The sequence below is a fragment of the Brachybacterium horti genome, assembly GCF_054777615.1.
The window spans coordinates 212,206-234,337 of sequence record NZ_BAAHAM010000001.1 but is presented as its reverse complement, the minus strand read 5'-3'; the positions used below and the strand labels follow the sequence as shown (position 1 = coordinate 234,337).

18 protein-coding genes and 1 tRNA gene are annotated in these 22,132 nt (G+C 71.6%); 17 read left to right on the top strand and 2 right to left on the bottom strand.

Annotated features, from left to right (window positions below):
• Window positions 1-41 precede the first annotated feature (41 nt).
• From ACYVAP_RS01165 to galK, 4 genes are all read left to right on the top strand, one after another.
• Window positions 42-332: a DUF3017 domain-containing protein gene (locus ACYVAP_RS01165; RefSeq protein WP_498859181.1), complete on the top strand. Its 291-nt coding sequence runs from the start codon at window positions 42-44 to the stop codon at window positions 330-332.
• 80 nt (window positions 333-412) lie between these two features.
• A complete protein-coding gene (locus tag ACYVAP_RS01160; RefSeq protein ID WP_498859180.1) occupies window positions 413-1,873 on the top strand; it encodes a threonine/serine exporter family protein in 1,461 nt (486 codons plus the stop codon).
• On the top strand, window positions 1,870-2,931 hold the full coding sequence (locus tag ACYVAP_RS01155; protein ID WP_498859179.1) for a lactonase family protein: 1,062 nt from the start codon (window positions 1,870-1,872) through the stop codon (window positions 2,929-2,931). The genes ACYVAP_RS01160 and ACYVAP_RS01155 overlap by 4 nt, the downstream gene beginning before the upstream one ends.
• A gap of 113 nt (window positions 2,932-3,044) precedes the next feature.
• Window positions 3,045-4,268, top strand: coding sequence for a galactokinase (gene galK, locus ACYVAP_RS01150; protein ID WP_264451186.1), 1,224 nt, complete (start codon window positions 3,045-3,047; stop codon window positions 4,266-4,268).
• Here galK and ACYVAP_RS01145 read toward each other — a convergent pair.
• On the bottom strand, window positions 4,256-5,305 hold the full coding sequence (locus ACYVAP_RS01145; RefSeq protein WP_498859178.1) for an adenosine deaminase family protein: 1,050 nt from the start codon (window positions 5,303-5,305) through the stop codon (window positions 4,256-4,258). The two genes, galK and ACYVAP_RS01145, sit on opposite strands and share 13 nt — an antisense overlap.
• A 19-nt stretch (window positions 5,306-5,324) precedes the next feature.
• The gene (locus ACYVAP_RS01140; protein ID WP_264451188.1) at window positions 5,325-6,563 is read right to left on the bottom strand and encodes a pyridoxal phosphate-dependent aminotransferase; all 1,239 of its coding nucleotides are present in this window, start codon (window positions 6,561-6,563) and stop codon (window positions 5,325-5,327) included.
• Between the two features lie 200 nt (window positions 6,564-6,763).
• Here ACYVAP_RS01140 and ACYVAP_RS01135 point away from each other — a divergent pair.
• The 13 genes from ACYVAP_RS01135 (at window position 6,764) to ACYVAP_RS01075 (ending at window position 21,925) form a co-directional block, all read left to right on the top strand.
• Window positions 6,764-6,836: transfer RNA gene (locus ACYVAP_RS01135), tRNA-Trp, on the top strand.
• Between the two features lie 63 nt (window positions 6,837-6,899).
• Window positions 6,900-7,136: a preprotein translocase subunit SecE gene (gene secE, locus ACYVAP_RS01130; RefSeq protein WP_240811261.1), complete on the top strand. Its 237-nt coding sequence runs from the start codon at window positions 6,900-6,902 to the stop codon at window positions 7,134-7,136.
• A gap of 74 nt (window positions 7,137-7,210) precedes the next feature.
• Window positions 7,211-8,110: a transcription termination/antitermination protein NusG gene (gene nusG / locus ACYVAP_RS01125; RefSeq protein WP_264451189.1), complete on the top strand. Its 900-nt coding sequence runs from the start codon at window positions 7,211-7,213 to the stop codon at window positions 8,108-8,110.
• A 170-nt stretch (window positions 8,111-8,280) separates the two neighbouring features.
• Window positions 8,281-8,712, top strand: a complete 432-nt coding sequence (rplK, locus tag ACYVAP_RS01120) for a 50S ribosomal protein L11 (protein WP_137770111.1) — start codon at window positions 8,281-8,283, stop codon at window positions 8,710-8,712.
• A 4-nt stretch (window positions 8,713-8,716) separates the two neighbouring features.
• Entirely contained in the window at window positions 8,717-9,436 is a 720-nt protein-coding gene (gene rplA / locus ACYVAP_RS01115) for a 50S ribosomal protein L1 (RefSeq protein WP_137770112.1), read from the top strand.
• Window positions 9,437-9,833: 397 nt separating this feature from the next.
• Complete coding sequence (rplJ, locus tag ACYVAP_RS01110; protein ID WP_137770113.1) at window positions 9,834-10,349, top strand: 50S ribosomal protein L10; 516 nt, start codon at window positions 9,834-9,836, stop codon at window positions 10,347-10,349.
• A gap of 87 nt (window positions 10,350-10,436) precedes the next feature.
• Complete coding sequence (rplL, locus tag ACYVAP_RS01105) at window positions 10,437-10,820, top strand: 50S ribosomal protein L7/L12 (RefSeq protein ID WP_103384855.1); 384 nt, start codon at window positions 10,437-10,439, stop codon at window positions 10,818-10,820.
• 509 nt (window positions 10,821-11,329) lie between these two features.
• Window positions 11,330-14,818 carry a DNA-directed RNA polymerase subunit beta gene (gene rpoB, locus ACYVAP_RS01100; protein WP_264451190.1) on the top strand — a complete coding sequence of 1,163 codons (3,489 nt, stop codon included), beginning with the start codon at window positions 11,330-11,332 and terminating at the stop codon, window positions 14,816-14,818.
• A gap of 99 nt (window positions 14,819-14,917) precedes the next feature.
• The gene (locus ACYVAP_RS01095) at window positions 14,918-18,802 is read left to right on the top strand and encodes a DNA-directed RNA polymerase subunit beta' (protein WP_264451191.1); all 3,885 of its coding nucleotides are present in this window, start codon (window positions 14,918-14,920) and stop codon (window positions 18,800-18,802) included.
• A 205-nt stretch (window positions 18,803-19,007) separates the two neighbouring features.
• Window positions 19,008-20,417 (top strand): sensor histidine kinase, encoded by a 1,410-nt coding sequence (locus ACYVAP_RS01090; RefSeq protein ID WP_264451192.1) that lies wholly within the window; start codon window positions 19,008-19,010, stop codon window positions 20,415-20,417.
• A gap of 4 nt (window positions 20,418-20,421) precedes the next feature.
• Entirely contained in the window at window positions 20,422-20,679 is a 258-nt protein-coding gene (locus ACYVAP_RS01085; RefSeq protein WP_264451193.1) for a hypothetical protein, read from the top strand.
• Window positions 20,676-21,341: a response regulator transcription factor gene (locus ACYVAP_RS01080; RefSeq protein ID WP_264451194.1), complete on the top strand. Its 666-nt coding sequence runs from the start codon at window positions 20,676-20,678 to the stop codon at window positions 21,339-21,341. The genes ACYVAP_RS01085 and ACYVAP_RS01080 overlap by 4 nt, the downstream gene beginning before the upstream one ends.
• Before the next feature lie 134 nt (window positions 21,342-21,475).
• A complete protein-coding gene (locus ACYVAP_RS01075; protein WP_264451195.1) occupies window positions 21,476-21,925 on the top strand; it encodes a hypothetical protein in 450 nt (149 codons plus the stop codon).
• Window positions 21,926-22,132 lie beyond the last annotated feature (207 nt).

Below are 22,132 nucleotides of genomic sequence, written 5' to 3'. Positions count from 1 at the left end.
CCGCTGACACCCTATCCACCCCGGACCCGTAGCATGTGCCCGTGCCGGAGCCCAGATCACCCTTCACCGTCGGGGCCGCCGTGCGCCGCCAGGCGGTGCTCACGGGAGCCCTCGTGGCGCTCGCGGTCATCGCCCTGCTCGGCATCGCCGGGCACGCCCCGCTCGCGGGGATGCTGCTGAGCGCGGAGCTGCTCGTCCTCGCCGCCCTGCGGCTGCTGCTGCCCACCCGCGCGGTGGGCGCGCTCGCGGTGCGCTCCCGGCTCGTCGACGTCCTCTGCCTCGTCGCGCTGGGCGTCGCGATCGGTGCGCTCACGGGCTCCCCGAACCTCTGATCCCGACTGTGCCGAGCGCCTCCCCGGAGCCGCCCCCGGCACGGTTCCGAGCAGGCCCGCGCATATGGCACGATCGCGGCGTGCCCACCGATTCCGCCCGCCTGCACGCCGTCTTCGACCTCGCCATGAGGGTCGGCGAGGGCCTGCTCACCAACGGCGCCGCGGCCTCGGAGGTCACCGCGACCGTCCTGCGGATCACGAGCTCCTCGGGCCTGCGCAACGTGGCCGTCCAGGTCACCTTCGACGAGGTCACGATCTCCTACCTGCCGGACGAGCTCTCCGCCCCCTTCACCCGCGTGCGCGCCGCGAGCGAGCGCGTGCAGGACTTCGCGCGGCTCGCCGCCTACGAGGACGTCACCTTCGGCTACATCAGCGGTGACCTCTCCCTCGAGGAGGCCCGCCACCAGGCCGCCGCGATCCCGCAGGAGAAGCCGCCCTACCGCCTGTCCCTCGTCTGCGCGGGCTTCGGCCTGCTCGGCGGCGGCGCCGCGCTGAGCCTCGGTGCGAACTGGCTCGTGGTGATCGCCGCGACCCTCGCCGCGGCCCTGATGATCCTGGTGGACACGGTCCTCACCCGGCGGCGCATCCCGCGCTTCTACAGCCAGGCCCTCGGCGGCTTCCTCGCGGTGGGCGTCGCCGTGTTGCTCGGTGCGCTGGACCCCTCGCTGAACCCGTCGATCGTCGTCGTCGCGTGCATCATCGTGCTGCTCGCGGGCCTCACCTCGATCGGTGCCATGCAGGACGCCGTCACCGGCTGGTACGTGACGGCCGCCGGGCGGATCCTCGAGACCCTCATGCTCACGGTCGGCATCGTCGCCGGTGTGCGCGGGGGGCTGCTCGTCGCGGACCTCGTGGGGGTGGACGTGTCGATCTCCTCCGCGGCCCCGGTCTCCCTCGCCTCCGTGCTCGTCCTCGTGGTCGCCGGAGCCGTCATGGGCCTCGGCTTCGGGGTCGGCGCCCAGGTCCCCATGCGGATGCTCGCTGCGGTCGCGCTGGTCGCCGCGGGCTCGGCGGGGCTCTCGCACCTGCTGAGCGACGTCGTGGACCGGGTCTACGCGGTCGGCGTCGCCTCCTTCCTCGTCGGCGTCGCGGCCGTGGTGCTCGGCGACCGCATGCGCGCCCCCACGCTCGTGTTCGTCATGGGCGGCGTGGTGCCGCTCGTCCCGGGCAGCCGGATCTACCGGGGCCTGCTCGCCCTCGGCGACGCCGTGCCCGACGGCGCGCTCGAGCTGTTCAGCGCCGGGGAGATCGCGATCGGCATCGCCGCCGGCGCCGTGCTGGGCCAGCTGCTCGCCTCGCGGGTCGTCGGCGCCCGCCAGATCGCCTACACGCCGATGATCTCGGTGCCCTTCACGACGATGCGCCGCCGTCGCCTCTCCGTGGGCACGCGCCGCCGCGCCCGTGGTCGTGACGGCGTGGCCCTCGTCGAGCCGTCTACGATGACCGGTGAGATGACAGCGCTGTCCCCCTCGATGCTCGAGGAGCTCGACCCCGCCTCCGCCGCGGGGGACCGCCGCACCGATCCCGAGGAGCGAGCATGACCTCTCCCGCACTCGTCGCCGTCGGCGGCTACTCCACGAGCGGCTCCGGCCGCGGCACCGGCATCGCGCTCCTGCGCGTGACCCCGGACGACTCCGGCGCCGCCGCGGAGACCCTCTGGGAGGTGGCCGCCGCGGATCCCTCGTTCCTGCTCTGGAGCGCCGACGGCTCCCTCCTGCACGCGGTCACCGAGACCAGCCCCACGCACGTGCTCACCCTCCGCGTCGCGGAGGACGGCTCGAGCGGGGAGATCATCGGCGACCTCGAGCTCGCCGGCTCCGGGGGCTGCCACCTCGCGCCCGGCACCCGACCGGACACCCTGCTCGTCGCGAACTACGGCTCCGGCTCGGTCGAGACGGTGCGCCTGGACGCCGAGGGCCTGCCCGTCGAGCTCCTCGACCTCGACGACCACCACGACTACGCGGAGGACCGCGACCCGCATCCCCACCAGGTGGTGCGGCTGCCGGGCACCGAGCTCCTCGCCGTGCCGGACCTGGGCCTGGACCGCGTGGTGCTCTACCGGCAGGTGCAGACCGGCCACATCGAGCCGGCCGGGGAGATCCCCTTCAGCCGCGGCAGCGGGCCCCGCCACCTCGCGGCGGACCACGAGTCCTCCCAGCTCCTCGTGAGCTGCGAGCTCTCCGGCAAGGTCGGCGTCGCCGCGCGCGGCGAGGTCCCGCAGGACGTCGGCGCGCTGCAGGTCATGCGCGGCCCGGAGCTGCAGTGGTCGGTGCGCTCGATGGTCCCCGCGTCCGGACGCCCCGAGGAGTCGGCGCTCTCGCACGTGGAGCTCGCCGCGGACGAGCACCACGCCCTCGTGGCCAACCGCGGCCCGGACACGATCGCGCTGTTCAGCCTCGCCGGCATGCGTCCCGAGCTCGTCGCGGAGGTGTCCGTGGGCGCTCATCCCCGTCACTTCACCCAGCTGGGGACGACGATCCTGGTCGCCGCGCAGGAGGGCGACCGCATCGACGTGCTGCGCCGCCACCAGGACACCCTCGAGGTGGCGGGGGACCCGATCCCCGCCCCGAGCGTCTCCTGCCTCGCGCCTCGCCCCTGATCCTCGGCGACGGCCCGCCGTCCTCTGGCCGGTCCTGGACGCCGCGGCGGGCGGGCCCTGGCTAGACTCTGCCGGGCGCCCGCCCCCCCCTGCCCCGCTCTGGAGGACCCACCATGACCCCTGCCACCACCGCCGGCACCCCCGTGCTCTCGGCCGCCCCGGACCGCGCTGAGGCCGCCGCGCGCGCCGAGCAGCTGTTCGTCGAGTCCTACGGGTACCGCCCCGACGGCGTGTGGTCGGCCCCGGGCCGGGTCAACATCATCGGCGAGCACGTCGACTACCAGGACGGCCTGTGCCTGCCGATGGCGATCTCGCACCGCTGCTTCGCGGCCGCCGCCCGCACGCCCACGGACCGCGTGCGCCTGCGCTCCGCGCAGGACGACCTCCAGCTCGACCTCGACGCGGCGGCCCTCGAGCCGGGCGCCGTCGAGGGCTGGCCCGCCTACGTCGCCGGCGTGCTCTGGGCGCTGCGACCCTTCATCTCGGGCGCGCACACGCAGGGCATGGACATCCTCATCGACGGCCAGGTGCCGCTCGGGGCGGGGCTCTCGAGCTCCGCGGCGCTCGAGTGCGCAGCGGCGGAGGCGATCGATGCCCTCCTCACCCTCGGCACCACCCCGCTGGACCGGGTGCGCGCGGCGATCACCGCGGAGACCGACTTCGCGGGCGCCTCCACCGGCGGCCTGGACCAGTCCGCCTCGGTGCTCTCCCGTGCCGGCCACGCGCTGTACCTGGACTGCCGCGACTTCTCCACGCGCCCCGTGCCGTGGGACCTCGCCGGTCAGGGCCTCGCGCTGCTCATCACGGACACGCGGGCCGAGCACTCCCACGTGGACGGCGAGTACACGGCCCGTCGGGCGGACAGCGAGCGGGCCGCCGAGGCCCTCGGCGTCGCGACCCTGCGGGACGTGGACGCCTCCCGGCTCGAGGAGCTGCTGCCGACGATCCAGGACGATGTCGTGCGCCGCCGTGCCCGGCACGTGGTCACCGAGATCCAGCGGGTCCGGGACGTCGACGCCCTGCTCGGCGAGGGCACCGTGCGGGAGCACGTCGCGGAGCTCGGCGCGCTGCTGAACGCCTCGCACGACTCCCTGCGGGACGACTACGAGGTCACCGTCGAGCAGCTCGACGTCGCGGTGGACGCGGCCCGCGCGGCCGGGGCGCACGGCGCCCGCATGACCGGCGGCGGCTTCGGCGGCTCCATCATCGCGCTCGTGGAGGCCGATGCCGCGGGCGGTGTCGCCGCGGCGATCGCGGAGGCCTTCGCCCAGCGGGGCTTCACCGCCCCGGAGTTCTTCCTCGCCCTGCCCTCGGAGGGCGCGGGTCAGGACCGCTGATCCACCGTTCCTGCCGCTGAGGGCGGGGGAGCGGCGAGCCAGTCCGCGACCCCGGCCCGCAGCCGGGCGGCGGTGGCGGCATCCGCCGCGGAGATCCCGATCGAGGAGAGGGCCAGCGCGGCGAGCTCCTCGTCGGTGAGCCCGATCCGCCGGGCGACCGCGTACTGCTCCACGAGCCGGGAGCCGAACAGCAGCGGGTCGTCGGCCCCCAGGGCGATCTGCGCCCCGGCCTCGACGAGCGCCTGCAGCGGGACGTCCTCCGGCTCGGCGACGACGCCCAGGGAGGCGTTCGAGGCGGGGCACAGCTCGAGACCGATCCCCTGCTCGACGATCCGCTCGAGCAGCCGCGGGTCCTCCGCGGAGCGCACACCGTGGCCCAGGCGCCGCGGGGCGAGCGCGTCCACGACCGCCTCGACGTGGGCGGGCCCGAGCAGCTCGCCGCCGTGGGGGAGCGACCACAGTCCCGCCTCGCGGGCGATCCGGAACGCGGGGGCGAACTCGGCGGTCACGCCGCGGCGCTCGTCGTTGGACAGCCCGAACCCGATGACGCGGCCGACGTGCCGGGCCGCGAGCCGCGCGAGGGTCCGCGCGTCGAGGGGATGCCTCGTGCGGGAGGCGGCGACGACGATGCCGACGCTCACGCCCGTCGCGCGCTCGCTCGCCTCGGCCTCGTCGAGCACGATCTCGAGGGCGGGGGAGAGCCCGCCGACGAAGGGCGCGTAGCTCGTGGGGTCCACCTGCAGCTCGAGCCGGCCCGAGCCCTCGGCGGCGTCGTCCTCGACGGCCTCCCGCAGGATCCGCCGCATGGCAGCCTCGGAGTCCACCACCGCGCGGGCCGTGTCGTACTCGCGCTGGAAGCGGAACCATCCGCGGCGGGTCGGCTCGACCTGCAGCGCGACGTCGTCGGTGAGCGAGCGCGGCAGCCGCAGGCCCCGCTCCTCGGCGAGCTCCCGCAGCGTGCCCGGGCGCATCGACCCCGTGAAGTGCAGGTGCAGATGCGCCTTGGGCAGCGCCGCGAGGTCGCGGCCCGTGCTCATGCGCGCCGCCCGCCCGCCGTCACTCGGAGAGCAGGGCGATGACGCGGTCGATGCCCTCGGCGAGGTCCTCGTCGCCGAGCGCATAGGAGAAGCGCAGATGCCCGGGGGCGCCGAAGGCCTCTCCCGGCACGGCGGCGACCTCGGCGTGCTCGAGGATCGCGGAGGCGAGGTCGGAGCTGGTCTCCACACGGGTCCCGCGGATCTCCCGGCCGAGCGCCCCGGTCACCTCGGGGAAGGCGTAGAAGGCGCCCGTGGGGGTGGGGACGGAGAAACCGGGCACTGCGGAGAGCTTCTCGACGATGGTGCGACGACGGCGGTCGAAGGCCTCGCGCATCTCCTCGACGGTCTCCATCGGACCGGTGAGCGCGGCGATCGCCGCGCGCTGGGCGACGTTGTTGACGTTCGAGGTGAGGTGGCTCTGGAGGTTGGACGCGGCGGCGATGACGTCCTTCGGGCCCACCATCCAGCCCACGCGCCAGCCGGTCATGGCGAAGGACTTGGCGACTCCGCCCAGCAGCACGGTGGTCTCCGCGAGCTCGGGGACGGCCTTCAGAACCGAGGTGAAGGCGACGCCGTCGTAGGTGAGGTGCTGGTAGATCTCGTCGGTGATCACCCACAGGTGGTGCTCGAGTGCCCAGCGGCCCAGCTCCTCGACCTGCTCCGGGGTCATGACCGCGCCGGTCGGGTTCGACGGGGAGCACACGAGGATCGCGCGGGTGCGCTCCGTGCGGGCCGCCTCGAGCTGCTCGATCGTGGGGAGGTAGCCCTGGTCGGCTCCTGCGAGGACGGGCACCTCGACGGCGCCGGCGAGACGGATCGCCTCGGGATACGTGGTCCAGTACGGCGCGGGCAGGATGACCTCGTCACCCGGGTCCAGGAGCGTCGCGAAGGTCTGGTAGACGGCCTGCTTGCCGCCGTTGGTGATGAGCGTCTGCGCGGGGGAGAACTCGAGCCCGGTGGAGGCGGCGACGCTCGCGGCGACGGCCGTGCGCAGCTCCGGGAGGCCGGCGGAGGCGGTGTAGCGGTGGTTCGCCGGGTCCTGCGCGGCGGCCACGGCGGCCTCCACCACGTGCGCGGGCGTCGGGAAGTCCGGCTCCCCGGCGCCGAAGCCGATGACCGGCCGGCCGGCGGCCTTGAGGGCCTTCGCGGCCTGGTCGACGGCGAGCGTCGCGGAGGGGGCGATCGCGGCGATCCGCTGGGAGATGCGGTGCTCGCGTGCGCTGCGGGACGGGGCGGGAAGGGCGTCGTCGGTGCTCACGGGCCTATCGTGGCAGAGCGGGCGTCGTCCCGCCAGGATGACCGGCGATCGGCCGCCGGCGCGCGATCGGGCGGGGCGCGACGGGGGAGCGGGACGACGAGTGTGACGTGGGTCCGGTCCGCCGCGAGCGGATTCGCCCCGGGTCCCGGCTGCTTGTATGCTGGTCCTCGGCCCTCGGGCCCACGGGGTTCGCCCCGTGAAGGGTAGTGGCGCAATTGGTAGCGCAGCGGTCTCCAAAACCGCAGGTTGCAGGTTCGAGCCCTGTCTACCCTGCCCGTCCGGCCGGGTTCGTCCGGCTGGATGCGGATGACGACGACCAGATCGGACCCTGCAGACGTGAACTCCAGCCGGAACGACGAGGCCCAGGCCTCACGCAACCCGTTCGTGGCGATCGGTCTGTTCGTGCGCCAGGTGATCGCCGAGCTCCGCAAGGTCGTCGTCCCCACTCGCAAGGAGCTCGCGGTCTACACGCTGACCGTGCTGCTCTTCGTGGCCGTGATGATCGCCTTCGTCTTCGGCGTCGACGCCCTGTTCAGCTGGCTGTCCCGGCTCACCTTCGCGGTCCCTGACTGAGCGGGATCCGCAGCAGTCCCACCGGACCACGGTCCGATCCGATCCCCAGCTGTCAGGAAGGCAGGTTCACGACGGTGAACGAGCAGACCTCCACCCCCGAGGACTCCTACGACGACGTCGACGACTCGCTGTCGTTCTCGTCCTCCCCCGAGCAGGGCGCCGACGACGCGACGCTCGAGGCCTCCGAGGAGCCCGCCGCCGTCGAGTCCGTCGACGTGGATCCCGCCGAGGACGTCGCGGCCGACGAGGCCCCTGCCGACGACTCCGCCGAGGATCCGGTCGAGGGCGAGCCCGCCGAGAGCAACGACGCCGAGGACACCGACGAGGACGCCGCCGCGTCCGAGGGATCCGAGGAGCCCGAGGAGGAGGACCCGGTCGCGGTCCTCAAGCGCCACCTGCGCTCCGCCCCCGGCGACTGGTACGTCGTCCACTCCTACTCCGGTCACGAGAACCGCGTGCGCACGCAGCTGACCACGCGCATCGAGACGCAGGACATGGAGGAGTACATTTTCCAGGTCGAGGTCCCCATGGAGGACGCGACCGAGATCAAGAACGGCCAGAAGAAGATCGTGCGCCGCGTGCGCATCCCCGGCTACGTGCTCGTGCGCATGGAGCTCGCCGAGGAGTCCTGGCGCGTCGTCCGCGACACCCCCGGCGTCACGGGCTTCGTGGGCAACGCGACCGATCCGACCCCGCTCTCCTTCGACGAGATCTTCTCGCTGCTGTCCCCGTCCGTGGGCCTGCCCGAGAAGAAGCGCTCCGGCTCCGGCGCGCCGTCCAAGGCCGCCGCCGCCAAGGCCGTGCCGGCTTTCGAGATCGGCGAGTCCGTCACCGTCATGGACGGTCCCTTCGAGACGATGCCGGCGAGCATCTCCGAGATCGACAGCGAGCACCAGAAGCTGCAGGTGCTGGTCTCGATCTTCGGCCGCGAGACCCCTGTCGAGCTCGCCTTCGACCAGGTCGCCAAGATCTGATCCCCCGAACCCCCGGCGTCGATCGGACGAAGATCACCCTTCGTCCCGCTCGACGGCGGCGCGGCGCACAGGTAGCGTCGCACCCGGTCCTCGCACGCCCCGGCGCGCAGGGCCAGTGGGAGGAGCGCTTGATGAGCTCCGCCCGAACCACGACACAGTAAGGAAGAGCAATGGCTCCCAAGAAGAAGATCGCGAGCATCATCAAGCTCCAGATCCAGGCCGGCCAGGCCACCCCTGCGCCGCCCGTGGGTCCCGCGCTCGGCGCTGCCGGCGTGAACATGATGGAGTTCGTCAAGGCCTACAACGATGCGACCGCCGATCAGCGCGGCAACATCATCCCGGTCGAGATCACGGTGTACGAGGATCGCTCGTTCACCTTCATCACCAAGACCCCGCCGGCCGCCGAGCTCATCAAGAAGGCCGCCGGCCTTCCCAAGGGCTCCGCCACCCCTCACACCGTGAAGGTCGGCAAGATCACCCAGGCGCAGGTCCGCGAGATCGCGGAGACCAAGATGCCTGATCTGAACGCGAACGACATCGAGGCCGCTGCGAAGATCGTCGCCGGCACCGCTCGTTCCATGGGCATCACGGTGGAGGACTGACGACATGGCATTCCGCAGCAAGGCTTACAAGGACGGCGCCGCCAAGATCGAGGCCGGCCGCCAGTACTCGCCGCTCGACGCCCTGCGCCTCGCGCAGCAGACGAACCCGGCGAAGTTCGACGCCTCGGTCGAGGTCGCGATGCGTCTCGGCGTCGACCCCCGCAAGGCTGACCAGATGGTGCGCGGCACCGTCAACCTGCCCAACGGCACCGGCAAGACCGCCCGCGTGATCGTCTTCGCGACGGGCGCGCAGGCCGAGGCCGCTCTCGCGGCCGGCGCCGACGAGGTCGGCGACGACGAGCTCATCGAGAAGGTCGCCGGCGGCTGGACCGACTTCGACGCGGCCGTGGCCACGCCGAACCTCATGGGCAAGGTCGGCAAGCTGGGCCGCGTGCTCGGCCCCCGCGGCCTCATGCCGAACCCGAAGACCGGCACGGTCACGATGGACGTCACGAAGGCTGTGAACGACATCAAGGGCGGCAAGATCGAGTTCCGCACCGACCGTGCGGCGAACCTGCACTACATCGTGGGCAAGGTGTCGTTCTCCGACCAGCAGCTGGTCGAGAACTACGTCGCCGCCCTCGAGGAGATCCTGCGGCTCAAGCCGTCCTCCTCGAAGGGTCGCTACATCACGAAGATCACCGTGTCCACCACCATGGGCCCGGGCATCCCGGTCGACGTGAACCGCACCCGCAACCTCCTCGAGGACACCGACGAGGCCTGAGCCCCGTCGTCCTCCTGCGACGAGCCCCCGCATCCCTCGAGGATGCGGGGGCTCGTCCGCTTCCGCACGGGCCCGGCCGGGTGGGCCCTCGTCCGCGTCGCGCGTGTGACGTGCGTCCGAGTGCCCCCTGATCCGTGGCGCCGGGGGAGGGGGCTGGTCTAGGCTGGACCTACCGAAGACCGCCGGTCGTCGCCCTCCATCCGGAGGACGACCGAAGGATTCCCTCACGGGATGGCCTGCGCAGGTGAATGAAGCGACCCGCACGGTCGCGCCCTCCGCGGGGAGGAATCCCCCGGTGAGCCGGATCGTGCGTCTGGCCTCGACACCTGCGTGTCGAGGCCTTTTCCCGTTCCGGGACTCCTTCAGCCGGCGGCGAGAGACCTCTGGAAGGAGGGCCATGGCGAACCCCGAGAAGGTGGACGCCGTCGCCGAGATCGCGGAGCTGTTCCGCGAGTCCGACGCCGCCGTCATCACCGAGTACCGCGGGCTCAGCGTCGGCCAGCTCAAGCAGCTGCGTCGTTCGCTCGGTTCCGACACTACCTACGCCGTGGTGAAGAACACGCTCACGGAGATCGCCGCCCGCGAGGCCGGCATCGACGCCTTCGATGGCACGCTCAGCGGTCCCACCGCCATCGCGTTCATCAAGGGTGAGCCCGTGGAGCCCGCGAAGGCTCTGCGTGACTTCGCCAAGGATCACGACGCGCTCGTGATCAAGTCCGGCTACTTCGAGGGCAAGGCGCTCTCGGAGGACGACGTCAAGAAGCTCGCGGACCTCGAGTCCCGCGAGGTCCTGCTGGCCAAGGCCGCCGGCGCCATGAAGGCGTCGATGTCCAAGGCCGCTGCCGTGTTCCAGGCGCCGCTGTCCAAGGCAGCGCGCACCGTGGACGCGCTCCGCGCCAAGCAGGAGGCCTGAGCCTCCCGGCTCAGCCCGTAGAACCTGGCGCGTGAGCGCCGTCAACACCACCGGGACACCGTCCCACCGACAGGAAGGAACGCCACCATGGCGAAGCTCAGCAACGACGAGCTCATCGAGGCTTTCAAGGAGATGTCCCTCATCGAGCTCTCCGAGTTCGTGAAGCAGTTCGAGGACGTCTTCGACGTGACCGCCGCCGCTCCCGTGGCCGTCGCCGCCGCCGGCGGTGCCGCCGCCGACGCCCCGGCCGCCGAGGAGAAGACCGAGTTCGACGTGGTCCTCGAGTCCGCCGGCTCCGCGAAGATCGGCGTCATCAAGGAGGTGCGCGCGCTCACCTCGCTCGGCCTCAAGGAGGCCAAGGAGCTCGTCGACGGCGCGCCCAAGGCCGTCCTCGAGGGTGTCAAGAAGGAGGACGCCGACGCCGCCAAGGAGAAGCTCGAGGCCGCCGGCGCCACCGTCACCGTCAAGTGATCCGAGGCGCCCTCGCGGCGCCTTGCATCGCTTCGTGAGGAGCCGTCCCGCTGTGCGGGGCGGCTCCTCCGCCGTTTCCGGGAGAGCACGGCGCGGGGCGCGTGTCCGGCCGTGACCAGCGCGAGCGCGCGGACCGCGGCTCGACGGGGAGCGCCGCGCCGCGCCGGGGGAGCGGCGCGTGCTTGACTCCGGGGCCGCCGAGGTCCAGAATCTTCCCCGTAACAGCGCTGCTGTTCCTGCCGCAGGACCCCCGGGACACCGGGCGCGGTCACGTCGAGAGAGACGGGCAGGAGGCAGGCCTTCCGCGCCAGGCATATGGTGGCCGACGCGGATGGACCGGGCTCTGAGGGCCCTTGCGTCCATCCGTGCATTTGTGTATGCTCGGTCCTTGCGCTGTGCGTCGTCCACGGGTCCCGCTGCTTCACGCTGCTCCACCTGTGCCTCATCGCCCCCGGAGGACGCTCGCCGCGCCTGGGAACCCGTCATCGGCCTGTGGAAGGACCCCACCCTTGGCTGCCTCGAGCACCGACCTCACCACTGACATTCAGCTGCGCACCGCTTCGCCGCGAGTCACCTTCGCGAAGCTCGGAGACCCGATCGAGGTCCCTGATCTGCTCAGCCTGCAGACCACGTCCTTCGACTGGCTGCTGGGCAACGAGCGCTGGCAGGAGCGTGCCGCCGAGGCCGCCGCCGCCGGCCGCGAGGACGTCCCGCAGACCTCCGGTCTCGCGGACATCCTCGAGGAGATCTCCCCGATCGAGGACTTCGCCGGCAACATGTCGCTGTCGTTCCGCGACCACACCTTCGACGACCCGAAGTACACGGTCGACGAGTGCAAGGAGAAGGACCTCACCTACGCCGCTCCGCTGTACGTCATCGCGGAGTTCATGAACAACGAGACCGGTGAGATCAAGACCCAGACGGTCTTCATGGGCGAGTTCCCGCTCATGACGGACAAGGGCACCTTCATCATCAACGGCACCGAGCGCGTCGTCGTCTCCCAGCTCGTGCGCGCCCCCGGCGTGTACTTCGAGGAGAGCATCGACAAGACCTCGGACAAGCACATCTTCTCGACGAAGATCATCCCGTCGCGCGGTGCGTGGCTGGAGTTCGAGATCGACAAGCGCGACCAGGTCGGCGTGCGCATCGACCGCAAGCGCAAGCAGTCCGTCACGACGCTTCTGCAGGCCCTCGGCATGTCCCACAGCGATATCCTCGAGGAGTTCGGCGAGTTCGAGTCGATGCGCTCGACCCTGGAGAAGGACCGCGTGTCCTCGCAGGACGAGGCGCTCATGGACATCTACCGCAAGCAGCGTCCGGGCGAGCCGCCGAGCCGCGATGCGGGCGAGGCCATGCTCAACAACCTGTACTTCAACCACAAGCGCTACGACCTCGCGAAGGTCGGCCGCTACAAGATCGGCAAGAAGCTCGGTCTCGAGGGCAGCCTCTCGGAGTCGACCCTGCGCCTGCAGGACATCGTCGCCGCGATCAAGTACATCGTCGCGCTGCACGACGGCGTCACCGAGTACACGAGCGTCGACGGCCGCACGGTGCGCGTCGAGACCGACGACATCGACCACTTCGGCAACCGTCGCATCCGCGCCGTGGGCGAGCTCATCCAGAACCAGGTCCGCACGGGCCTGTCCCGCATGGAGCGCGTCGTCCGCGAGCGCATGACCACGCAGGACGTCGAGGCGATCACCCCGCTGACCCTGATCAACATCCGCCCGGTCACGGCGGCGATCAAGGAGTTCTTCGGGACCTCCCAGCTCTCGCAGTTCATGGATCAGAACAACCCGCTGTCGGGCCTGACCCACAAGCGCCGTCTCTCCGCGCTCGGCCCGGGCGGCCTCTCGCGCGACCGCGCCGGCATGGAGGTCCGTGACGTCCACCCGTCGCACTACGGCCGCATGTGCCCGATCGAGACCCCTGAGGGCCCGAACATCGGCCTCATCGGCTCGCTCGCGACCTTCGCGCGCATCAACCCGTTCGGCTTCATCGAGACCCCGTACCGCAAGGTCGTCGAGGGTCGCGTGACGGACGAGATCGTCTACCTCACTGCCGACGACGAGGACCGCCTGGTCATCGCCCAGGCGAACGCGAAGGTCGGCGAGGACGGCACGTTCCTCGAGGACGCCGTGCTCTCCCGCACCACGGGCGGCGAGCCCGAGCTGGTCCCGCCGGCCGAGGTCGACTACATGGACGTCTCCGCGCGTCAGATGGTCTCCGTCGCGACCGCGATGATCCCGTTCCTCGAGCACGACGACGCCAACCGCGCGCTCATGGGCTCGAACATGCAGCGCCAGGCCGTGCCGCTCCTCAAGACCGAGATGCCGCTCGTCGGCACCGGCATGGAGCGTCGCGCCGCCGTGGACGCCGGCGACGTCCTCGTCGCCTCCAAGGCCGGCATCATCGAGGAGCTCTCCGCGGACCTCATCGTGGTGATGGCCGACGACGGCACCCGCCAGACCTACCCGGTGCCGAAGTTCGAGCGCTCCAACGCGGGCAACTGCTACAACCACCGCGTGCTCTGGAACGAGGGCGACCGCGTCGAGGCCGGCTCCGTCCTCGCCGACGGCCCCTCCACCGACGAGGGCGAGCTCTCGATGGGCAAGAACCTGCTCGTCGCGTTCATGTCCTGGGAGGGCCACAACTACGAGGACGGCATCATCCTGTCCTCGCGGATGGTCCAGGACGACGTCCTCACCTCGATCCACATCGAGGAGCACGAGGTCGACGCGCGCGACACGAAGCTCGGCAAGGAGGAGATCACCCGCGACATCCCCAACGTCGGTGACGACGTCCTCGCGGATCTCGACGAGCGCGGCATCATCCGCGTCGGCGCCGAGGTGCAGCCGGGCGACATCCTCGTCGGCAAGGTGACCCCGAAGGGCGAGACCGAGCTGACCCCGGAGGAGCGCCTGCTGCGCGCGATCTTCGGCGAGAAGGCCCGCGAGGTGCGCGACACCTCGCTGCGCGTCCCCCACGGCGAGACCGGCACGGTCATCGGTGTGCACGTGTTCAACGACGAGGAGGACGGCGACATCCTCCCGACCGGTGTGAACGAGATGGTCCGCGTGTACGTGGCCCAGAAGCGCAAGATCACCGACGGCGACAAGCTCGCCGGCCGTCACGGCAACAAGGGCGTCATCGCGAAGATCCTGCCCGTGGAGGACATGCCGTTCCTCGAGGACGGCACCCCCGTGGACATCATCCTCAACCCCATGGGCGTGCCCGGCCGCATGAACATCGGCCAGGTCATGGAGACCCACCTCGGGTGGGTCGCCAAGTCCGGCTGGGACATCGACCCCGAGAGCGAGACCGCCGCGGAGCTCCCGGCGTCCGCGCTGCACGGCGAGCCCGGCACCCCCGTCGCGGTCCCCGTCTTCGACGGTCTCTCCGCGGAGGAGGTCACCGGCCTGATCGCGAGCCACCGCCCCAACCGGGACGGCGAGCAGATGGTCAAGGCCTCCGGCAAGGCGCAGCTGTTCGACGGCCGCTCCGGCGAGCCGTTCCCGGACTCGATCTCCGTGGGCTACATGTACATCCTGAAGCTCCACCACCTCGTGGACGACAAGCTGCACGCGCGCTCCACCGGCCCGTACTCGATGATCACGCAGCAGCCCCTGGGCGGTAAGGCCCAGTTCGGCGGCCAGCGCTTCGGCGAGATGGAGGTGTGGGCCCTCGAGGCCTACGGCGCCGCGTACGCCCTGCAGGAGCTGCTGACCATCAAGTCGGACGACATCTCCGGCCGCGTGAAGGTCTACGAGGCCATCGTCAAGGGCGAGAACATCCCCGAGCCCGGCATCCCGGAGTCCTTCCGGGTGCTGCTCAAGGAGATGCAGTCGCTGTGCCTGAACGTCGAGGTCCTCTCCTCCGACGGCACCGCCCAGGAGGTGCGCGAGAGCGACGAGGAGGTCTTCCGCGCCGCGGAGGAGCTCGGCATCGACCTGTCCCGCCGTCCCCACGAGGGCGTCGGCTCCATCGAAGAGGTCTGAGCGACGGGGTGGGACGGGGAGCGCACCTCGCGCCCCGTCCCACCGCCCCCGCCCTGATCCCTCAGACCACACGACTTCAGATTCGAGAGAAGGACACCTGTGCTCGACGTCAACACCTTCGACGAGCTGCGCATCGGCCTCGCGACCGCCGATGACATCCGCGCCTGGTCGCACGGCGAGGTCAAGAAGCCGGAGACCATCAACTACCGCACCCTGAAGCCCGAGATGGACGGCCTCTTCTGCGAGCGCATCTTCGGCCCCACCCGGGACTGGGAGTGCTACTGCGGCAAGTACAAGCGCGTGCGCTTCAAGGGCATCGTCTGCGAGCGCTGCGGCGTGGAGGTCACCAAGTCCTCCGTGCGTCGTGAGCGCATGGGCCACGTGGAGCTCGCCGCCCCCGTCACCCACATCTGGTACTTCAAGGGCGTGCCGAGCCGTCTCGGCTACCTGCTGGACCTCGCGCCGAAGGATCTCGAGAAGATCATCTACTTCGCCGCCTACATGGTGACCTCCGTGGACGAGCAGGCTCGCCACGAGGACATGCCCGATCTCCAGGCCCGCCACGACCTCGAGGTCAAGGAGCTGGAGAAGGAGCGCGACGCGGCCCTGAACGACCGCGCCGTCTCCGCGGAGAAGGACCTCGCCCAGCTCGAGGAGGAGGGTGCCAAGGCCGACGCGAAGCGCAAGGTCCGCGACTCCTCCGAGCGCGAGCAGGCCCAGATCCGCAAGAAGTACGACGCCGAGATCGACCGCATCACCCGCGTGTGGGAGCGCTTCAAGGGCCTCAAGGTCGCCGACCTCGAGGGCGACGAGCAGCTCTACCGCGCGATGAAGCTGCGCTTCGGCACCTACTTCGAGGGCGGCATGGGCGCCGAGGCGATCCAGAAGCGCCTCCAGGACTTCGACCTGGACGCCGAGGCCGAGCTGCTCCGCGAGATCATCGCGACCGGCAAGGGCCAGAAGAAGGCCCGCGCCCTCAAGCGCCTCAAGGTCGTCTCCGCGTTCCGCTCGACCACCAACTCGCCCGTCGGCATGGTGCTCGACGCGGTCCCGGTCATCCCCCCGGACCTGCGTCCGATGGTGCAGCTGGACGGCGGCCGCTTCGCGACCTCCGACCTCAACGACCTGTACCGCCGCGTCATCAACCGCAACAACCGCCTCAAGCGGCTGCTCGATCTCGGCGCCCCCGAGATCATCGTGAACAACGAGAAGCGCATGCTGCAGGAGTCGGTCGACTCGCTGTTCGACAACGGCCGCCGTGGTCGCCCGGTCACCGGGCCGGGCAACCGCCCGCTGAAGTCGCTCTCCGACATGCTCAAGGGCAAGCAGGGGCGGTTCCGCCAGAACCTGCTCGGCAAGCGCGTGGACTACTCCGCCCGCTCCGTCATCGTGAACGGCCCGCAGCTGAACCTGCACCAGTGCGGTCTGCCCAAGACCATGGCGCTCGAGCTCTTCAAGCCCTTCGTCATGAAGCGCCTCGTCGAGCTCAGCCATGCGCAGAACGTCAAGGCCGCGAAGCGGATGGTCGAGCGCGCCCGCCCCGAGGTCTGGGACGTGCTCGAGGAGGTCATCACCGAGCACCCGGTGCTGCTGAACCGTGCGCCGACCCTGCACCGCCTGGGCATCCAGGCCTTCGAGCCGCAGCTCGTCGAGGGCAAGGCCATCCACCTGCACCCGCTCGTGTGCGCCGCCTTCAACGCGGACTTCGACGGCGACCAGATGGCCGTGCACCTCCCGCTCTCCGCGGAGGCGCAGGCCGAGGCCCGCATCCTGATGCTGTCCTCGAACAACATCCTCAAGCCGTCCGACGGCCGCCCGGTCACCATGCCCGCGCAGGACATGATCATCGGTCTGTACCACCTCACGACCGTCCGCGAGGACGCCGTGGGCGCCGGGCGCCAGTTCTCCTCGGTCGCCGAGGCGATCATGGCGAACGACGCGCGGGAGCTGCACCTCAACGCGCCCGTGAAGATCCGCTTCGAGGACATCGTCCCGCCGAGCGACTGGGAGGCCCCGGAGGGCTGGACCGAGGGTGACCCGATCATCCTCGAGACGACCCTGGGCACCGTCTACTTCAACGAGACGCTGCCGGTGGACTTCCCGTTCGTGCAGGGCCAGGTCGGCAAGAAGCGCCTCGGCTCGATCGTCAACACGCTCGCCGAGCGCTACGACAAGGGCCAGGTCGCCGCGTCCCTGGACGCGCTGAAGTCCTACGGCTTCTCGTGGTCGACCCGCTCGGGTGTGTCCTTCGCGCTGTCCGACGTCGTCGCGCCCCCGAACAAGGGCGAGATCATCTCGAAGTTCGAGGCGAAGGCCGCTCAGGTCCAGGAGAACCGCGACCTGGGTCTGGTCTCCGAGGCCGAGCGCAACATCGAGCTCATCGACATCTGGACCGAGGCGACCAACGAGGTCGACAACGCCATGCGTGAGAACTTCGAGCGCTCCAACACCATCTTCCGGATGGTGGACTCGGGCGCCCGAGGCAACTGGATGCAGATCCGTCAGATCGCCGGTATGCGCGGCCTGGTGAACAACCCGAAGGGCGAGATCATCCCGCGCCCGATCCTCTCCAACTACAAGGAGGGGCTCTCGGTCCTGGAGTACTTCATCGCGTCGCACGGCTCCCGCAAGGGCCTCGCGGACACCGCGCTGAAGACCGCCCAGTCCGGCTACCTCACGCGTCGTCTCGTCGACGTCTCGCAGGACGTCATCGTCCGCGAGGCCGACTGCGGCACCTCGAAGGGCCTCACCCTCGCGGTGACCGTCGAGGAGGCCGGCGCGATCGTCCCGGCGGAGAACCTCGAGACGACCATCCACGGACGCATCCTCGCGGCCGCCGCCCTCGGTGCGGACGGCCAGGAGGTGCTGCCCGCGGGTGCGGAGATCGGCGACGTGCAGATCGAGCAGCTGGTCGCGGCGAACGTCCGCGACGTGAAGATCCGCTCGGTGCTGACCTGCGACTCCGCCGTGGGCACCTGCGCGAACTGCTACGGCCGCTCGCTGGCCACCGGTCAGCTCGTGGACATCGGCGAGGCCGTCGGCATCATCGCGGCGCAGTCGATCGGCGAGCCCGGCACGCAGCTGACCATGCGTACCTTCCACACCGGTGGTGTGGCGAGCGCGGACGGCGACATCACGCACGGTCTGCCGCGTGTGCAGGAGCTCTTCGAGGCCCGCACCCCGGCCGGCTTCGCGCCGATCACCGAGGCCGCAGGTCGCCTGGAGATCGAGGAGAGCGACAAGCAGCGCAAGCTGACGGTCACGCCGGACGACGGCACCGACCCGATCACCTACACGGTCTCCAAGCGCGTCACCCTGCTGGTGGCGGACGGCGATCACCTCACGGTGGGCCAGCAGCTCTCGCAGGGCTCGGTCGACCCCAAGCAGGTGCTGCGCATCCTCGGCCCGCGGGCCGTGCAGAAGCACCTGGTGGACGAGGTCCAGAAGGTCTACGTGTCGCAGGGTGTGGACATCCACGCCAAGCACATCGAGGTCATCGTGCGCCAGATGCTGCGTCGCGTCACGGTCATCGAGTCCGGCGACGCGGATCTGCTGCCCGGCGACTTCGCCGAGCGCGTGATCTTCGAGCGGGAGAACCGTCGGGTGCTCTCCGAGGGCGGTCAGCCCGCCTCCGGTCGCCCGGAGCTCATGGGCATCACGAAGGCGTCGCTCGCGACGGACTCGTGGCTGTCGGCGGCCTCCTTCCAGGAGACCACCCGCGTGCTCACCGAGGCCGCCCTGAACCGCCGCAGCGACTCGCTGGTGGGGCTCAAGGAGAACGTCATCCTCGGCAAGCTCATCCCGGCCGGCACGGGTCTGTCCCGCTTCCGCAACATCGCGGTCGAGCCGACCGACGAGGCGAAGGCGCAGATGTACCAGGTGCCGGGCTACGACGAGCTGGACTTCTCGGGCTTCGGCTCGACCGGCTCCGTGAACCTGGACGACATCGACTACGCCGATCCGTTCCGCACGGACTTCCGCTGAGCCGAACCTGCTGAGGGCCCTGCGGCCCGCACGCTCCTGACGGGGCGGTCCCACCTCCGGGTGGGGCCGCCCCGTCGGCGTTCCCGGGGCCGGTGACATCGCCGCGCACGTCGGCCGGACGCTCCCGCGCGGGCCTCGACGCCGGGGGCCCGCGCCCCGCTGGGCGATGGGCCGGACGGGGCGGCCGAGCTGGGATACTGACCCGATGGGACAGGACGGACGGGCGGCGAGCGCGGCGGGGGAGCGGCGCATGCGCCCGGGCGAGCCCCGCGGGGCCACCCGCCGCCGGCTCACGTTCCCACCCCGGCTGCGCGAGCGCCTGCTGGGGCCGCGCGTGATCGATCCTCCGCTGCGCCTGTTCGCCGGGCTCTTCGCGGTGGCCATGGTGCTGCCCTCCCCGGGGACCGATCTGCTGCGCGCCGACTACCTCACCGAGGCCGCCGCGGCGGCGCTCCTGCTCGTCGCCACGGTGCGGCCCACGTTCGCGCTGGTGCTGATCCTGCCGGGCGAGGCAGTGCACGCCGTGCTGGCGCCCGCTGACCCGACCCCGTTCCTCGCGACCTGCGCGACAGTGGTCGCCGTCTCGGCCGCCGGCCGTCGCTGGCGGCTGCTGCTCGTCGCGACGGGCGTGTACGTGGCGCTCATGCTCCTGGGCGGCATCGTGAGCCCGGACCGGACCTTCGGCATCGACCGGACCGAGCCGATCCTGTGGCTGCTGACGATGATCCTGGGGCTCAGCGCGGCCGTGCTCCAGGCACGGATCGACGCGGAGATCCGTCGCCGCGAGCGGGCGGCCCGGCTGGCCGAGCAGGAGCTGCAGCGACTGCGGGTCGAGCTCGCCACCGACACCCACGACACGGTCTCCCATGCGCTCGCGACCGAGGCCGCGATCATCCGGATGATGGGGCGGTCGCGGGAGGAGGGTCTCGACGAGCGGGTGCTCTCGGAGCTCGCCCTCGTCAACGCCCGCGCGCAGCGTCAGCTGCGGCAGCTCCTCGCGCGTCTGCACTCGCCCCGGGACTCCGACGACGTCGTCGACCTGAGGCGGGAGATCCCGGCGTCCCTCGAGGCGATCCGCTCGGGGGCCCGCGCGGGCGGCTTCGACCTCCTCACCGCCCGCGGCGACCTGCCCGGACGGGTCGAGTCGCGGTTCGCCGCGGAGGTGCAGCTGATGCTCTTCGAGCTCGCCACGAACGTCCTCAAGCACGCGTGCTCGCCGGACGGCGCCTCGGTGCGGGCGGGTCTCGCGGAGGGTCCCGGTGTGCAGGCGCTCCTGCTCGTCTCCCGGAACGTCGTGGAGGGGACGGATCCGGTCTCGCCGCGCACTCTCACGCGCCGCGCCCGGGCGCTCGGCGGGGACTGCTCGGTGGGGCACGGTCCGGGGAGCACCCTCGAGGTGCGGGTGCTGCTCCCGGTGCCGGAGCTCCCCGAGACGGATCCCCCGGGGGCGGAGGGCGAGGAGGTCCTCGACGGGCCCGTGGCGGTCGGTGCCCTCGGCCCGGACACGTCGCCCGAGGGACGTGCGGCGGAGGGCCGGGGACCGGGTCGTCCCCGGCGCCGGGATCATCTCCTCCGCGCGGGGGAGGCCGAGGATCGCCGTGCCGGGGTGGAATGAGGCCATGCGCCTCCTCGTCGCCCTCCTCCTCGCCGCCGGGTCGTTCCTGACGACCGCGCAGCATGCGGACGCGCTGGCCCCGTGCTCGCCCGGAGCGCAGCGGGCGGAGGGGGCCGGCGCGCCGGCGACCGTCGGCGTCCCCGAGGGCGGTGTCCCCGCGGAGGGGGCCGTCGTGCTGCTGCGGCTGCCGGGGGAGATCCGGTGGGGATGCCTCTACTGGCGGTTCACCGACCACGAGCGCTTCCAGAGGAACTGCACATGAGCGCCGACGTGCCCGTCGTCCGGGTGCTCATCGTCGACGACGACCGCTGGACCACGCGCGCCGTCGCCGCCGTGCTCGGCGACGACCCGGGGCTGACGGTGCTCGAGCCCGAGCACAGCGGGGAGGACGCGATCGCCGCGTACCGCGCGCTGCGCCCGGACGTCGTGCTCATGGACGTGAACATGGCGCCCGGGATGAACGGCATCGACGCGACCGCCGAGATCCTCCGCCTGGACCCCGCGGCCCGGATCGTGCTGCTCACGACCGTCTCCCCGGGCCCGGGGATCGCGCGTGCCCTCGAGGCGGGGGCCATCGCCTCGGTCGCCAAGACGGCCGCGGAGGAGGTGCTCGTGGACACGGTGCGCCGGGCCGCGGCGGGGGAGGCCCCGCTGCGCCTGGGCACCCTCGCGGAGGACATCGTCATCAGCGGGGACGTGCTGCCGGAGGCGCCGGCGACGGCCCCGCGCCTCACCGAGCGCGAGCGGGAGACCCTGCGCCTGCTGTGCCAGGGACTCGAGTACGAGCAGATCGCGCAGCAGCTGTGCGTCGAGGTGAGCACCGTGAAGAGCCACGCCCGCAGCCTGCGCGAGAAGCTGGGCGCGGCGAACCACGCGCAGCTGATCATCCAGGCCGTGAAGCACAAGTACTTCACCCCCGCCTGATCCTCGTCGCAGCGCGCAGGCTCGACGATCCTCCCGGGGACCTCCTCCGTACGGGGGAGGACACCCCGCGGCGGGTCTCCGTACGGTGGACCGGTCAGGGCACGGGTGCCGGTGACGGCGGGGAGGAGCACGTGATGTCGGGGGAGAGGTCACGCCGCTGCCTGCTTCCCGTCGTCACCCTCGCGGCGACGGCCGTGGTGCTCCTCGCCGTCGATCCGCTGCTCGCGGGCGCGCCGTGGTGGCGTGCCGAGGCGGCCCTGCTGCGCCCCGCGCTGCTGCCCGCGCTCCTCGCCTGGCTCGTGCTCTGCGCGGGCGCCCTCACGGCCGTCGCGATGCGTCCCACGCGCGGCGCCTCGATCCTCGCGGCGACCGCGGTGCTCGGCGGGGCGCTGCTGCCGGCCGTCGTCGGCTCCGTCCTGCTCGGCAGCGTCTTCCCCGCGTCCAGCCCGCTCTGGGCGAGCGTCGTCCTCGGTGCGGCGGCCGCGACCTGGAGCGTGCTCTCCGTCTCCCGTCGTGCGTGGCAGGGAGCACGCGGAGGGTCGTCCGAGGTGACGGAGACCGCGCCGAACCTCAACGCTTCGTAAAGACTCCCTGGGCGTCTCCCCAAAGTCCGCTGGCAGCCCTTCCGTCGCCCCGCGCGCGCCCGGGAGGATCGACCACGGCGGAGAACTCCGCGCGAACTTCCCCCGCAGCACCTCGTGACCCGAGGACGCGCTCGCGCCCGCCCCGCACCTCCGCCCCCGGAGCGTGCGGCTCCGGGAACGAGCACCGCCGGCCGACCGCCGGCGGCG